Source organism: Pedobacter sp. Hv1, from assembly GCF_001412215.1.
In the GTDB taxonomy this organism is placed as follows: domain Bacteria; phylum Bacteroidota; class Bacteroidia; order Sphingobacteriales; family Sphingobacteriaceae; genus Pedobacter.
This window is the reverse complement of sequence record NZ_LLWP01000001.1, coordinates 232212-248157: the sequence shown is the minus strand read 5'-3', so window position 1 is coordinate 248157 and position 15946 is coordinate 232212. Positions and strand designations below refer to the sequence as shown.

At 36.9% G+C, this 15946-nt stretch carries 14 protein-coding genes; 11 read left to right on the top strand and 3 right to left on the bottom strand.

Annotated elements, in window-relative coordinates; translation table 11 throughout:
• Window positions 1-49: 49 nt before the first annotated feature.
• Window positions 50-901 (bottom strand): ATP phosphoribosyltransferase, encoded by an 852-nt coding sequence (gene hisG / locus AQF98_RS01220; RefSeq protein ID WP_055130094.1) that lies wholly within the window; start codon window positions 899-901, stop codon window positions 50-52.
• A gap of 269 nt (window positions 902-1170) precedes the next feature.
• Between hisG and AQF98_RS01215 the strand changes: the two genes are divergently transcribed.
• Window positions 1171-2748: a L,D-transpeptidase family protein gene (locus tag AQF98_RS01215; protein ID WP_055130093.1), complete on the top strand. Its 1578-nt coding sequence runs from the start codon at window positions 1171-1173 to the stop codon at window positions 2746-2748.
• Window positions 2749-2815: 67 nt separating this feature from the next.
• Entirely contained in the window at window positions 2816-3664 is an 849-nt protein-coding gene (locus tag AQF98_RS01210) for a TlpA disulfide reductase family protein (protein ID WP_055130092.1), read from the top strand.
• Between the two features lies 1 nt (window position 3665).
• Here the strand turns inward: AQF98_RS01210 and AQF98_RS01205 are convergent, their stop codons facing one another.
• Entirely contained in the window at window positions 3666-4616 is a 951-nt protein-coding gene (locus tag AQF98_RS01205) for an EamA family transporter (RefSeq protein WP_055130091.1), read from the bottom strand.
• An 8-nt stretch (window positions 4617-4624) separates the two neighbouring features.
• Complete coding sequence (locus AQF98_RS01200; RefSeq protein ID WP_055130090.1) at window positions 4625-5095, bottom strand: Lrp/AsnC family transcriptional regulator; 471 nt, start codon at window positions 5093-5095, stop codon at window positions 4625-4627.
• 455 nt (window positions 5096-5550) lie between these two features.
• Here AQF98_RS01200 and AQF98_RS01195 point away from each other — a divergent pair, with 455 nt between their 5' ends.
• The 9 genes from AQF98_RS01195 to AQF98_RS01155 all read left to right on the top strand — a co-directional run bounded on the left by AQF98_RS01195 (window position 5551) and on the right by AQF98_RS01155 (window position 15911).
• On the top strand, window positions 5551-7584 hold the full coding sequence (locus AQF98_RS01195) for a VWA domain-containing protein (RefSeq protein ID WP_055130089.1): 2034 nt from the start codon (window positions 5551-5553) through the stop codon (window positions 7582-7584).
• A gap of 6 nt (window positions 7585-7590) precedes the next feature.
• Entirely contained in the window at window positions 7591-8853 is a 1263-nt protein-coding gene (locus tag AQF98_RS01190) for a dihydroorotase family protein (protein ID WP_055130088.1), read from the top strand.
• Window positions 8846-9520 (top strand): hypothetical protein, encoded by a 675-nt coding sequence (locus tag AQF98_RS01185; protein ID WP_055130087.1) that lies wholly within the window; start codon window positions 8846-8848, stop codon window positions 9518-9520. The genes AQF98_RS01190 and AQF98_RS01185 overlap by 8 nt, the downstream gene beginning before the upstream one ends.
• Window positions 9521-9537: 17 nt before the next feature.
• Window positions 9538-10125, top strand: a complete 588-nt coding sequence (locus AQF98_RS01180) for a DUF4199 domain-containing protein (protein ID WP_055130086.1) — start codon at window positions 9538-9540, stop codon at window positions 10123-10125.
• Window positions 10126-10302: 177 nt separating this feature from the next.
• The gene (locus tag AQF98_RS01175; protein WP_055130085.1) at window positions 10303-11253 is read left to right on the top strand and encodes a glycosyltransferase family 2 protein; all 951 of its coding nucleotides are present in this window, start codon (window positions 10303-10305) and stop codon (window positions 11251-11253) included.
• A gap of 75 nt (window positions 11254-11328) precedes the next feature.
• Window positions 11329-12297 carry a glycosyltransferase family 2 protein gene (locus AQF98_RS01170; RefSeq protein WP_055130084.1) on the top strand — a complete coding sequence of 323 codons (969 nt, stop codon included), beginning with the start codon at window positions 11329-11331 and terminating at the stop codon, window positions 12295-12297.
• Window positions 12294-13172, top strand: a complete 879-nt coding sequence (locus AQF98_RS01165) for a hypothetical protein (protein ID WP_055130083.1) — start codon at window positions 12294-12296, stop codon at window positions 13170-13172. The genes AQF98_RS01170 and AQF98_RS01165 overlap by 4 nt, the downstream gene beginning before the upstream one ends.
• A 44-nt stretch (window positions 13173-13216) precedes the next feature.
• Complete coding sequence (locus AQF98_RS01160; protein ID WP_055130082.1) at window positions 13217-14722, top strand: GH3 auxin-responsive promoter family protein; 1506 nt, start codon at window positions 13217-13219, stop codon at window positions 14720-14722.
• Between the two features lie 43 nt (window positions 14723-14765).
• A complete protein-coding gene (locus AQF98_RS01155) occupies window positions 14766-15911 on the top strand; it encodes a 1-deoxy-D-xylulose-5-phosphate reductoisomerase (protein ID WP_055130081.1) in 1146 nt (381 codons plus the stop codon).
• Window positions 15912-15946 lie beyond the last annotated feature (35 nt).

The following is a 15946-nucleotide window of genomic DNA, read 5'->3' as shown; positions in this document are numbered from 1 at the left end:
ACTAATAGTTAATATTAAATAACGTCTTTTTGCTAAGATATAAGCTCTTTTAGGTAATGATTTTCTCAATTGGCATTACTACAATTCCTTGGGCACCGGCCAATTTAAGGCTATTGATTTTTTCCCAGAAATCTTGCTCCGCTATTACAGAATGAACGGCAACCCAATCCTCTTCAAACAATGGAACGATAGTAGGACTTTTTACACCAGGCAATAAATCTACTACGGCTTGGAGATTGACTTTTTCTACATTCAAAACCACATACTTGGTAGCTTTGGCCCTCAGTACAGATTGAATTCTTTGCAAGAGTTCTAACACTTCTGGTGCCAGCTCAATGCCTTTGCTACAGATCAGTACCGCTTCAGAATCCATCACATTTTTGAATGGTTTTAGGCCATTGCTTTTTAGTGTAGCCCCAGTAGAAACGATGTCGAAAATGGCATCGCTCAAACCTAAACCCGGACCAATTTCTACCGAGCCAGATATGTTTCTGATCTGTGCATTTACGTTATTTTCTGAAAGGTATTTTTGTAGGATTACCGGGTAGGAAGTGGCAATGGCCTTACCGTTCAATTGCGAAAGTTCCGTAATATGATCGGTGCTTTGAACAGCTATTTTTAAGGTGCATTTACCAAAGCCCAACTTTTGCAAATAGGATACTTCTGCACCGGCCTCAATGATTACATTTTCGCCAACAATGCCCAGATCGGCAATGCCATCTTGCACATATTCGGGGATATCGTCATCTCTTAAAAACAGAATTTCTAATGGAAAATTAGTAACTGTTGATATCAATGAGCTTTTGTAGTTCTCGAAAGATAAACCACAATTTTTAAGAATTTCTACTGATTTTTCGTTTAATCTACCCGATTTTTGGATAGCTATTTTAAGTGTTTTCACTTGATATAAAATTAGGAATAAGCATATTGAACCTGTTTCAAAAACCGTTTTGCGTACAAAACATTAATCTATCTATCGCCACAATGGCGATGATGTAAATGTACGTGATGGTTTAAAACTTGGATCATATATTACTTTCTTTCCGTAATTTTGGCGAGAAGATGATGCAAATATAGCTTTGTAAATGTGAAATCAAAAAAATATGGCATTTAATTTGAAGTAGTTACGTGATTTAACTAAGAAAAACTATCATCTAAATCTCAAAAAAATTGAAGAAAACGCTACTCTTTTTCGTTTTATGTTTGTTTTTAAGTTCGTGCGGCTGGTTTAATACAGAACCTGAAGTAGCGACTGTATTGGCCAAACATTTCGATAATAAACTTTACAAAAAATTTGACACGGTTGCTTATGATCTCATTTTTAACAAAAAAATGGACGAAGTGAGCAATAAATTGTCCAATCCTAAGGTAATTGCTGCCTTTTACGATTCGCACCAAAATAATCCCATATTAATTACACGGTTTTTTCCCAATGGCAAATTGGATAGTCTAAAAAGCTATCTAGAAGCTAGTAAAGCTGATGGATTTAATCCAGAAGCGTTTGGGGTAAATGAATTGACTGCTCTTTTGAAAACATTGAATGCCAATCGTTTCAAAACAATAGAAGAAGTGTATCCGGTAATTGCCGATCTGGAAATCAAAACAGCAGATGCTTTATTGAAATATCACAATGCCATTAAATATGGAGCTGTAAATCCACGTAAAATATTTAACCGTTATTACATTACCAACAAGCGCCCAGATAGTTTGGCAATGGATTCTGTCTTAAATAATCAAAATCTTTTGTCTGTTTTAAAAGATGCCCAACAAACCTCAAAAAGTTATTTGGCATTGAAACAGGCTTTAGCGAAGTATCGCGATAGCTTAAAAACAGATCATGACCCTGCCATCAGATTAATCAAGTTGAACATGGAGCGTTTACGTTGGCAATTACCGATGAAAACGGATGAGGTGGTGATGGTTAATATTCCAGATTTTTCTTTAACATGGTTGGATAAACAGGATACTTTAACACGGATGAATGTTTGTGTGGGCAGCAAAAGAGAGGCTACTTACAAAGAGAAGATGAAGCTGTATCTTAAATCGGGTAACCTAGATGATAAACCTAAAAATCACGAAACACCACAATTGTTTAGCGTGTTTAATGCCATACAGGTTAATCCCATCTGGAACATTCCGGTAAGTATAGCACAAAGTGAGATTTATTATCAAGCCATCAAAGACCCTTATTATCTGTCGAACAGTAACATTAAGGTCTATTATAAAGGCAAATTGGTGAATGATCCCGATACCATTCAATGGAACAAATATTCGAGAGATAAGCTGCCCTTTCAATTTAAACAAGGTTCTGGCGAGGGGAATGCATTGGGTAAGTTTAAGTTTATTTTCGACAACAGCTCAAGTATCTACCTGCACGATACCAATAACAAAAATGGATTTAGATTGGCCAATAGAGCAATTAGTCATGGTTGTGTGCGCATTGAAAAACCATTGGAGTTTGCGCAATTAATGGTAAAAAGTAAAAATCAATACGATGATTTGCGTATGGAAGTTAATCTGCCTCCGGTTGATACCACCAGGATGCCATTGTATAAAAAGAAATTAGCCAAAAGAACAGATACCACAAAAACCTTCGAATTAAAGCCTGCTTGGTTTGCCACCAGAAAGAATATTGCGGTGGTAATAGGTTATTATACCGCTTGGGTTGAGCACGATAAAGTGCAATTCAGACCCGATGTGTACGATTATGACGAGACTTTATGGGAGGCGTTAAAAAAATATAGGTAAAATAAATTTTTCTACTAAGTTTTTAGTTAATAATACTTATCTTGTATTGAACTTTAAACTAAACGGTATGAAAAATATGTTTTACTGCGGCTTGTTATGCACAAGTCTGTTTTTTTCTTGTACTCAAAACCCTAAAGTAGCTCTTGAAGAAAAAAAATCAAATCCAACTCCTGTAGAAAGCTTAAAACCAGCTGATACAAAGCTGGGGCTACCTTTGCAGCCAGTAGAATCAATTTTGAAAAATTTTAATAGTTTTTGGGCTTATTATACCCAAAATGTTGAGCTATTTCAAGATTTTACCCCTTTGAATGCCAAAGGAGAGCTGATCAGTAAGCAAAGTTTCTTAACTCAAATGAGTTCTGGCCGTTATTTTCCTTTGGTAATTAATGCCAAAGCCGATGAGCATATTTATAGATTAGAAAAAATCAACCCAAAAGCAGATTCGTTTATTGGTGCTTATATGGAACAGTTTTCGAAGGAAGAATTGAAGTTTCATCAGCTGCGGGGAAAACCAGTTCCGAACTTTAGTTTTACCGATGTAAATGGAAAGATTTATACACCAGCAAATACCAAGGGAAAAATCGTATTATTAAAATGTTGGTTTATTGGCTGTGTAGCCTGTGTAAAAGAAATGCCCGATTTAAATGCAATGGTTAAAAAATATCAAGACCGAGCTGATATTCTTTTTATTAGTTTGGCCTCAGATTCGAAAAAGGAACTGCAGCAGTTTTTAACCAAAGTAGCGTTTGATTATGCTACAGTTCCTAACCAAGGTAAGTATATGAGTGATCAGCTGAATGTAGCAGCTTACCCCACCCATTTTTTAATCAATAAAGAAGGTATAGTAGTTGATGTATTGCCAGATGGTGTTCAAATTGCCAAAGCTTTAAGTAAAGCGCTAGAAAAAGCGAAGTAACTTATGTCGGCAATGCTACTGTTTTACTTTGTCTATACTTGGCCAAGTTGATCAAGAGTACGCTGCCTAAAATAACAACAAGGCCAGCTACCTGGATCAAGGTTATTCTTTCGCTGGTAAAACACAGACTCAATAAAACTGCTACTACAGGGTTTACATAAGCATAGGTGCTTACCTGTGTAGCCGGACGAACCTTTAACAACCAAACATATGCGCTAAATGCGGCGATTGAACCAAAAATGATCAAATAGATAATCGAGAGCCAAGCATCCAATGGGATGTTTTGCCAGTTGAAATGTTTAAACTCTGAACTGAAAATACTACCAGGAATGAAAGCGATTCCTGCGGCAATCATTTGCCATGCCGTATTTACCGATACAGAACTATTTGGGTCTGACGTATATTTTGAATAAAGAGAACCAGCAGCCCATGCAATAGGACCTAAAATTAATAGGATGATACCTATAATTTGTGTGGTGCTTTGGCTGGTGTTAAGAATATGGATCAATTGCTCGCCAAATAATAAAATTACACCAATAAAGCCCACAATCAAACCGGTAACCGTAGAAGTACTGCTCAGGTTTTCTTTCCATTTAGGTTTGTCCAATACTACAAACCAAATGGCTGCAGAAGCGACCATAATGGCCACAAGTCCACTTGGAATAAATTGTTCTACCCAAATGACGATTCCAGTGCCAATGCCTAACATCAATATTCCACTTACGGTGGCATGTTTAATAGTTTTGCTATCGAATATTTCTTTTCCGGTAAACTTGCACCAAGTGATGAGCAATAGGCCAGCTACAATAAACCTAAAAGAGCCTAATATAAATGGCGGAAAGCCGGCTAGTGCTTTTTGGATAAAAAAGTAGGTAGACCCCCACACAATATAAACAATGGCAAAGGCTAGATATACAATAATTAAGGGGGCTGATTTTTTTACGTTTGCCATAATAGGGTTTATTTAGTAGGGTTTTCGGGAATGATTAATTGTTGTTGTTCTTTAACAGTTTCGAGTACAATGGTGGTTCGAACAGAAAGGATATTTGATATTTTGCTAAAAGAATCTCGCATCAAGGCCATTAATGAGGCAGAATCGGTTGTTCTTACCTTTACCAGGTAACAATCTTCGCCTGCAACGATGTGTACCTCTTGTACTTCTTTAATCTGTGCCAGTTCGTCTGCTGTAGTGGTGCAACCCACTGTATTTGAGGTGCGCATAGAAATAAATGCAAGCAGCTTTAAATCAACAGCATCAGGATCTATTCTTGCTGTATATTGCATAATCACATTTTTCTGCTCCAATTTTTTTACACGTTCCAATACCGCCGATGGAGCCATTTCTAATTCTTTGGCCATTTGGATATTAGATATTCGAGCATTTTCTTGCATCAACCTTAAAATGGCCAGATCAATTTTGTCTAAAGTCATGTTTTTTGGTTTTAATTCTATAAATCTATGTATTAAAAGAATTATATTCATATTTTTTTATTAAAAAATGACTTTTGTTCGATAATATTTGGATGGTCAGAAAATTGTTCGGTTGTTTTAAAGGGTTTTTAAATGTTGTATTGTGTTCATGTCAAATGAATTACGATTTAAAATGGTTTTGAAATGGCCTTGCCAATTGGTGATGGCGAGGACGCCATCACTCAGCAGATTTTAAAAGACTTTGTCACAGCCTTGAAGTGGTCTTGTCAATTGGTGATGGCGAGGACACTATCAGTAGGCTGGTTTTAAAGGGCTTTGTGATAGCTTTGAAATGACCTTGTCAATTATTGATGGCGAGGACACCATCACTTGGTGGGTTTAATAAAAACAGGTATTAAGTAAGTTTTCATTTACCAATTCGCTATTTTCCATAATTTTTCTATCTTTGGTTTTTAATGAATTTCCTTTATCCGGGCTTTCTTTTCGCACTTTTAACGGTCGCTATCCCGGTCATCATCCATTTATTCAATTTCCGGAAATTTAAAAAAGTCTATTTCAGCAATGTAGCCTTCTTAAAAGAGGTTAAAGAGCAAAATTCTTCAAGAGAAAAACTTAAAAATTTATTGATCCTTTTTTGTAGAATATTGGCCATTGTGTTTTTGGTGTTGGCTTTTGCCCGTCCGTTTTTACCCTCGGGCAGTAAGATAGATCAAAGCAAGGGTAGTACCATTAGTATTTATATAGACAATTCTTACAGCATGGAAGCTGTAAATAAAGAAGGAAGTTTACTCGATGAAGCTAAACGCAAAGCGAAAGAAATTGTAAAAGCTTTTCAAATCAATGATCGGTTTCAGTTATTGACCAATGATTTTGAAGGCAAACACCAGCGTTTGTTAAATGGAGACGAATTGTTGCAAGCTGTAGACGAAATTAAGATTTCTTCTGCCAGTCGCCAATTGCAACAGGTAATCAATAGGCAGCAAAGTGTTTTTACCGGAGCTAGCAATCGTTTTATCTATGTGATCTCAGATTTTCAAAATGGTTTTGCAGGTAATCAGCCGATTAAAACAGATGGGAATACCAATGTATCTTTAGTGAAACTAAATGCAAATGAGCTGCCAAATGTAGCGGTAGACAGTGTATGGTTATTGTCGCCAGTGCATCAGGCCAATGCTACAGAGAAATTGGTGGTACAGCTGCGCAATTATGGAGATGAAGATGCAAAAAATATTGCTGTAAAACTCAATATCAATGCACAACAAAAGGCAATTAGCAGTTTAAATGTTTCTGCAGGTAAAACGACCATCGATACGCTTTCATATAGTGGCTTAACCTTAGGTTGGCAAAAGGGAACCATCAGCATTAAAGATTTTCCTTTAACTTTTGATGATCAGCTTAATTTTAGTTTTAAAGTAAATGCCGAACAAAAAGTGCTCAGCATTAATGGCAAACAAGAAGGCAAATACATCAGAGCGCTATTTGGTGCAGATCCCTATTTTAAACTGACGGAAATGCCAGAGGCGAACATCAACTATTCGGCACTTTCGGCTTATAGCTTAATTGTTTTAAATGGTTTGGCTAATCCATCAAGCGGTTTGGCACAAGAGCTGAAGGCTTATGTGAGTAATGGCGGTGCTGTTGTTATTTTTCCAGACTTGGATGCTGATATCAAAGCTTATTCAGAATTTTTAGCGGCTTTAAATCTCCCGGCAGTAAGTGTTTTAAATAAAGTGCCCGCTAAGGTAAGTGCCATAGAGTTGAAACATCCCTTGTTTAAGGATGTATTTGAAACCCTACCTCAAAATTTAGACCTGCCTCAAGTAAACAGGTATTTTGGTTTTGCCGAAAGTAACAGCAGCAATAAGGAAGACTTGTTACAATTGCCAGCCAACAAATTATTCTTTGCCCGTTACCTATTGGGCAACGGACAGCTTTATTTGGCTGCAACAGATTTAGAGAACGAAGACAGTAACTTTGCAAAACATCCAGTTTTTGTACCCTTAATGTATAAAATTGCCTTTGCAAGTGCCAAAGAGCAACCTATTTATTATACCGCAATGAAAGATAATGTGTTGGAGAGCCAAAAGATCAATCTTGGAGCCAACCAATCTTTAAAATTAGTGGCTGATCAGTTTGAAGTAATCCCAGAATTGCGACAAACCAATGGCAAAACCTTATTGTACGTTGCCGATCAGGTTAAAAGAGCTGGTTTTTACGAGGTGAAGCGAGCAGATACCACATTGGCTGTAGTGGCCTTTAACGACAATAGAACAGAATCTGATATGCATTATACGGCACAAACAGATTTACAAAAACTATTTGGTAAACAGGAGATTGCATTTTTAGACCCTAAGTCTGATAGTATTGCTGCTGCCGTTTCTGCCAAAAATAATGGAACCGAGTTATGGAAACTTTGCCTAATTTTGAGCCTAGTTTTTATAGCGATTGAAATAGTATTGGTCCGATTTTATCATATCCAAAAAACATAAAAATTCATGAACCTCTTAGTTAAGGGAATTACCATTGCTGATCCTAACAGCGAGTTTAATCAAAAAACATGCGACCTTCGTGTTGAACAAGGAAAAATTACAGCCATTTCAGATCAATTGAGCCCACAAAAAGGCGAAACTGTTTTTGAAGGTAAAGGTGCTGTACTTTCTCCTGGGTTTTTCGATCTAAATTGTACGATTGGTGATCCTGGTCTGGAAACCAAAGAAGATATCCAAACGGGAACTGCTGCTGCTAGGGCTGGTGGCTTTACCGGATTGGCCGTATTACCCAATACCAAACCCGTAGTGCAATCTAAAGGCGAAGTTGAATATATCCTGAACCGAGCAAAGGGCAATTTGGTTGATGTGTATCCGATAGGCGCCATTAGCCACGATTTAGAAGGAAAAGAAATGGCAGAGCTGTTCGATATGAAAAATGCTGGAGCGGTTGCTTTTTCTGATGGCAGTAAAGCCATTAGCGACGATGGGTTCATGAGCCGTGCCTTACAATATGGCCTAGGTTTTGGTGCACTCTTAATGGTATACCCAGAAAATAAAGCCATTGCAGGTAAGGCACAGGTAAACGAAAGCAAAAACAATGTTTTGTTAGGCATGAAGGGAATTCCTGCTTTAGCAGAAGAAATGCAGATTTCTAGAGATATATTTTTGGCAACTTACCACAATGCACCAATCCATATCAGTAACATCTCTACCGCAGGGTCGGTTGCGCTGATAAAAAAAGCAAAAAAAGATGGGGTAAAAGTAACTTGCGATGTTGCTGCACACCAACTGATCTTTACCGAAGAACTGTTAAATGATTTTGATAGCAATTACAAAGTTAAACCACCATTAAGAAGCAAGGCTGATAACAAAGCTTTAATTGCTGGCTTAAAAGATGGTACAATTGATGCAATTTCATCACAACACCGTCCACATGAAATTGAATTTAAAGATGTGGAGTTTGAAATTGCGGCTTATGGCATTATTGCGCTACAAACCGTTTTGCCTTTATTGCTGCAAGCTGGTTTAGATGCAAGCTTAATTGCTGAGAAATTGGCCATTAATCCTAGAAAGTTACTTCAGTTGCCTGTTCCTGTTATTGAAAATGGCGCAACTGCAAATTTTACAATTTATCATCCAGGTCAGGAATGGGCCTATAATGCATCAACTAATTTATCTAAATCAAGTAACTCGCCTTTATTGGGTAAAACCTTAAAAGGCAAAGTGCAATTGGTATATAACAATAAACAATATCAAACTTATGAATAGTAGTGTAGAACAGGCATTAATTGCATCGTTAGATCAATTTGCTGCTGCAAATGAAATAGACTCGATAGCCATTGAGCAAAGATTAGTGGAAGTTTTTGGAAAAGACATGAACTTTTTAGAGAAGGTAGCCGAGTTTGATGAGGTTTTTGATGAACACCCTAAATTTGAAGAATTGAGGGAGGTATATTTCGATTTATTGATGATCAATTTCTTTACCAGCGATGTGAATAAACTGGAAGAAGATTACCTAGAGTCAAGAGAATGGGAAAACATTGAAGAAGAAACCATTGAACGGGGAACAGAATTGTTGAATCTGTTGCTGTATATCAACGAATGCCATGACGAAGAAATCAAACCGGGTCTAGAAGATTTCTTAAAAGAGTTTTTATTGGTTGAGGAAGATGAGTTTCAAGACGAATTCCATATTTACGAAGATCTGATTAGTAATCAACAATTAGCAGAAAGTAGTGTAGAAGATATCTGTAACAATGCCAATCTATTAGATTTGAGTGAAGAGATGGAAGATCTTTTTGTGCCTTTCATGAGTTTCTTCCTGCAGCCAAATACCAGCGAGGCTACACAACAAGAACTAATTAAATTTAGCAGTAACAAAAGCTTTGATGTTGCAGTCTATACTTTAATTACTAACTTCAATAAAAATAGATAAACCAAAATCAAACTAAAATGGAAACAACAACTACAAAAGTGAATTTAAAGACCGAAGCCCTAAAAAACGGTGCTATTTGGGGTGTGATTAACCTGGTTATTTTCTTGGTAACATGGTACCTGATGCCAAGTTTAATGAGTTCTTATGTATATGTAGCAATAACAGCTATAATAGGTATCGCCTTGGCTGTATTTTTCTGTATTGACCTAAGGAAAAAAGCAGGCGGTTATTGGAGCTTTGGAGAAGCACTTTGGCCTATTTTTGCTATGTTTTTAACAGCAATGGCTATTGTGTATATATGCACGAACTTATTTGGAAAGTTTGTTGATCCTACCTATCCGGTAAAAATGAAAGAGCTTTCAATGGAAAAGATGGAATCGATGTACAAATCGATGGGTATGGCCGAAGCTGATATGGCTAAAGCATTGGAATCAGCTACTGAAAGTTTGGATAAACAATTTACCCCAACATTTAGCCAAGCAGTTGTTGGTTTTGGTATTGCAGCTATATTTTACTTTATCGGAGCGCTGATATTTGCATTGATCTTTAAGAAAAGTAACCCTAATCCTTGGCAAGAGCCAGAAGAAGCAAAAATTGAGGCTTAACCAGCCTTTGAATATAAATTTATCAACGTGCAGGTTTTATCATATAATTTGATGAAATTTGCACGTTTCTAATAATACGTCATTGCGAACGAAGGGCAGGGTAACGCCAAGTGTGCGGCAATCTGATTGAAAAGATTGCTTCGTCGTTTCTCCTCGCAAAGACGATAAGACTAAAAAATGGATATATCAGTTGTAGTACCTTTATATAACGAAGAAGAATCGCTGCCAGAATTAATTGCCTGGATAGACAAAGTGATGGTGGAGAACAATTTTTCTTATGAGGCTGTATTTGTTGACGATGGAAGTACCGATACCTCATGGGCAGTACTTACGGCTTTAAAAGAAACTTATGGCAGCATCAAAGCGATCAAGTTTAGAAGGAACTATGGTAAATCTGCAGCATTAAATGTAGCTTTCGAAGCTGCACAAGGTGAAGTAATTATTACAATGGATGCCGATCTGCAAGATAGCCCAGACGAAATTCCAGAATTGTACAGACGAATTAAAGAAGAAAAATACGATATCATTTCTGGTTGGAAAAAGAAACGATACGATCCCATTACAAAAACCATTCCTACAAAACTATTCAATGCGGCTACCCGTAAAATGAGTGGTATTCAATTAAACGATTTCAATTGTGGATTAAAAGCATACCGTAAAGATGTAGTTAAAACCATAGAGGTATATGGCGAAATGCATCGTTATATTCCTGTAATTGCCAAATGGGCAGGTTTTAGTAAAATTGGAGAGCAGGTTGTAGAGCATAGAGCCAGAAAATACGGAACAACTAAATTCGGTTTTAGCAGATTTATCAATGGCTTTTTAGATTTACTTTCTATTTTCTTTGTAGGTAAATTTGGCAAAAGGCCAATGCACTTTTTTGGTTCTTTAGGGGTATTGAGCTTCTTGATTGGAACAATTATGGCAGTTTGGATGATTGCAGTGAAGCTGTATCACATTGCTGCTCATATTCCCTACAAAAGAGAAATTACAGATCAACCCTTATTCTATATTTCATTAGTAGCAATCATCGTAGGTTCACAAATGTTTTTAACAGGTTTTGTGGCAGAATTAGTTACCCGCAACGCACCAGAAAGAAATCAGTATTTAATAGAAAAAGAGCTTTAAGGTATAAGGTTTAGGGCGTAAGGTTATAGCGCCTTACACCTTATACCTTTTGCCTCACACCTTCAGCCTTCAAACATGTTTTTCTCCATCATCATCCCACTTTACAATCGCCCTCAAGAAATTGATGAGCTTTTAACTACTTTAACCAAGCAGACTTATACACAGTTTGAAGTGTTGGTAATTGAAGATGGTTCTGTAAACGATGCCAAAGAAATTGTTGCCTCTTATGCAAATAGGCTAGATGTAAAGTATTTTTTTAAACCGAACGAAGGTCAGGGTTTTACCCGTAATTTTGGTTTTGAAAGAGCAAAAGGAGATTACTTTGTTATTTTCGATTCGGATTGCCTAATTCCAGAAGACTATCTGGAAATAGTGTCGGCCTATCTTTTTGAACATCAATTAGATGCTTATGGAGGTCCAGATGCTGCACACGAAACCTTTACGCCAGTTCAAAAAGCCATCAGCTATGCCATGACTTCGCCCTTTACTACTGGCGGAATTAGGGGCAATAAAAAACACGTAGGTCAGTTCCATCCCCGTAGTTTTAACATGGGGGTTTCAAGAGAAGTTTGGGAAAAAGTAGGTGGTTTTATTTTAACACGTTTAGGAGAGGATATTGAATACAGTATTCGTATTCACGAAAATGGATTTAAAATAGGATTGATCCCAGCGGCCAAAGTTTACCATAAAAGAAGGACCAGCTTTTCGCAGTTTTATAAACAATTGCACTTTTTTGGAAGGGCACGTATCAATATTTACAAACATTTTCCGAAAGAGCTGAAATTGATCCACTTTTTTCCAGCAGTTGCTACCATTGGAATGATGTTAACCGTATTGTTTAACATCTTTTACTGGCCCTTGGCCTATATCTGTAATTTCATAGTTGGCCTCTATTTTTTGTTGATATTTTTTCACGCTTGGCAGGTCAACAAGTCAATTAAAATTGCATTTTTGAGTGTCATTGCATCTTTTATTCAACTTACTGCTTATGGGCTGGGTTTTATACAAGATTTATTTAAAAGAGTAATATTTAAACAATCATGATAGATTATTTAAAAGAAAGTACGTTCGCCGTAAAAGACGTAATTATGCAGGCCTGGAAAGTAACACGCGACAATTACTTCTCTCTTGCGACTTTATGTTTCTTGATTTTTATCACGGCATCTACCTCCACTTTTATGGCTTTTTTTATGGGCGAATTAAATGTTGGGATCAGGATAGTAATGCTGTTGATTTTTGTAATGAGCTATTGTATTGTTGAGCTCTGTTTAATCAAGTATATTTTTAAGCTCCTCGATCACGAAGGTGAAGAAGACATTACCATTATAGAAACCTTACCTACCAGAAAAGAAATTATTCGCTTTTTAATCGGTACTGTTTATTTTGGGTTAAGTATCTTTTTAGTAGGTATTTTATTGATGCCTGTATTGTATATTTTAGATCTGATCTTAAAATTTGCAGTAAGTCAGGGGTTAATTGACAACTTTACACAAGCCGGAAAAGTAATCGTTAACATTGCGGTAGCCATTGCCATGTTGAGTATCTTCTTTACATTTATAAGGATCGTGTTTTTTCCATTTTTCATTATCGATAAACATTGTAAGCCGTTTGAATCCATTAAACTAAGTTTAGCCACTACAAAAGGCAATTTTATTAAGCTATTGTTTATTCTTGTAGGTTTAGTGTTAGTTCAGGCCGTAGTTTTTGGCTTCTTTTACGTAGTGGTATTAACAGGTTTCCGTTTGGTCAATTACTTTTTTGACTATGATATCAATCAATATGTTTCCTTAATTGTTGTTGTTTTTAGTTCGTTCGTAATTGTGCCTTTTACCACTGCTTTTTTTGCAGTAGCCTACAGAAAGATCATGAGCGAATATAAGGGAGACGAGCATCCAGATATTATCCACAATATCGTTTAATGGGCTTCACTAACAACTGGTAACTAATAACTGTAAACTGAAAAATGGGATTAAAAGCGGCACTAAGTAAGCCATTTGCTGCATGGGTGGTAAAAGGCATTCGCAAGTGGAAAGAACATTCTTTAAAAGCACAAGATCAAACCTTGCAGTTGCTGATAAAGTCTGCTGCTGGTACTTTATTTGGTAAAGACCATCATTTCTCTTCCATCAAAAATTACGAAGACTTTAAAGCCAATGTTCCGATCAGAGATTATGAGGCCCTGCGACCTTATATAGATAGGGTAGTTGCCGGAGAAAAAGATATTTTATGGAAAGGTAAACCTGCTTATTTTGCCAAAACATCGGGCACAACATCTGGTGTTAAATATATCCCTATTTCAAAAGAATCGATGCCAGAGCATATCAAAGCTGCTCGTAATGCCCTGTTAACCTATATTAACGAAACTGGTAAAACCGATTTTGTAAATGGCAAAATGATCTTTTTACAGGGGAGCCCAGTGTTAACCAAAAAGAATGGGATTAATGTAGGTCGTTTGTCGGGTATTGTAGCACACTTGGTACCTGCTTACCTACAAAAGAATAGGCTGCCATCTTATGCCACCAACTGCATTGAAGATTGGGAAGAAAAAGTAGAAGCTATTGTTGCCGAAACGTTAAACGAAGACATGACTTTGATCTCAGGAATTCCACCTTGGGTACAAATGTATTTTGACAAGTTGAGCGAAAAAACAGATGGCAAAAAAATCAAGAACATCTTTAAAAATTTTAGCCTTTTTGTATACGGAGGCGTAAATTATGAGCCTTATAGAGCCAAAATAGAAGCCAGTATTGGCAGAAAGATCGATACGATTGAAACCTATCCGGCATCTGAAGGTTTTATCGCTTATCAGGATAGCCAAGAAGATAAAAGTCTGTTATTGCTTACAAAAGCTGGAATTTTTTATGAATTTATTCCCGCCGATGAGTACTATAACGAAAACCCTACACGTTTAAGTTTGGCAGAGGTAGAGCTAGAAAAAAATTATGCATTGATTTTAAATACAAATGCAGGTTTGTGGGGTTATAGCATTGGCGATACCATTAAGTTTGTGTCTAAAAATCCTTACAAGATTTTGGTAACAGGTCGGATCAAGCATTTTATTTCTGCATTTGGCGAACATGTAATTGGCGAAGAGGTAGAACATGCCATTTTATCGGTAGCTAATGAAGAGGGGGTAGAAATTACAGAATTTACTGTAGCACCACAGGTAAATGCACCTGCTAATGAACTGCCTTACCATGAGTGGTTTGTAGAGTTTGGTACAGCTCCTAAAGATATGAAGGTCTTTAGCGAAAAAGTGGATAAGGCTTTGCAAAAGAAAAATATTTACTATTTTGACCTCATTGAGGGTAAGATTTTGCAACAACTGATCATTCGTCCATTACAAAAAGATGCATTCGTCAATTACATGCGTGCAGAAGGTAAATTGGGTGGACAAAATAAAGTACCAAGATTAAGTAACGATAGGAAGATAGCAGAGGTTTTAACACAGTATATTGTTGTAATATAATATGGTTCGTGTCGACACGAACCATTAAGAGAGAAAAAATAATTTGAAGAATATATCCATATTAGGAAGTACAGGTTCTGTTGGAACCCAAGCATTAGAAGTAGTGCGTGCTAACCCTAATCTATATCGAATTAATGCTTTAACTGCGCAGAACAATGCCGAGCTATTGATTCAACAAGCATTGGAATTCAAACCAGAAATGGTGGTGATTACGGCTGAAGCGCATTACCAAGCCGTAAAAAAAGCATTGCCAAATACCCTGGTATTAAGTGGTGAGGATGCCTTGATTGCTGCGGTGCAACTGCCACAGACCCAATTGGTATTGACTGCAATTATGGGTTCTGTAGGCTTAAAACCAACTATTGCTGCTATTGAAGCTAAAAAAGACATTGGTTTAGCCAATAAAGAGACTTTGGTAGTAGCTGGCGAAATGGTAATGAAATTGGCGGCTAAACATGGGGTGAAAATTATCCCGGTAGACTCAGAGCATTCGGCCATCTTCCAATGTTTGGTAGGAGAAGAAAACAATCCAATTGAGAAAATTTTTTTAACAGCATCTGGGGGGCCATTTAGAGGAAAAGACTTGTCTTTCTTGGCCAATGTGACCAAAAATGAAGCCTTGAAACATCCCAACTGGGTAATGGGTGCAAAGATCACTATTGATTCTGCTTCGTTAATGAATAAAGGCCTAGAAGCCATTGAAGCCAAATGGCTGTTCGGGTTAGAGACCAATCAGATTGAGGTTGTAGTGCATCCACAATCTATCATTCATTCTATGGTACAGTTTACAGATGGTTCAATTAAAGCACAGATGGGCTTGCCAGATATGAAATTACCCATCCACTATGCCTTGGCCTATCCACAACGAATCAGCAGTAATTTTGAGAGATTTAACTTTTTAAACTATCCAGAATTAACATTTACGCAGGCAGATACAAAAAGTTTTCGTAACCTTGAGCTGGCCTTTACAGCAATGGAAAAAGGAGGCAATATGCCTTGTATCTTAAATGCAGCGAATGAGGTAGTGGTTGAAGCATTTTTGAAAGACAAAATAGGCTTTTTGCAAATGAGCGATGTAATTGAAAAATGTATGCAGCAGATGGATTTCATTGCACAACCTACACTGAATAATTATTTAGAAACCGACAAGCAGACACGTATATTTGCAAGTCAACACGTAACAAATTAAATTTTAATAAATCTAAGAACAATACACATACACAT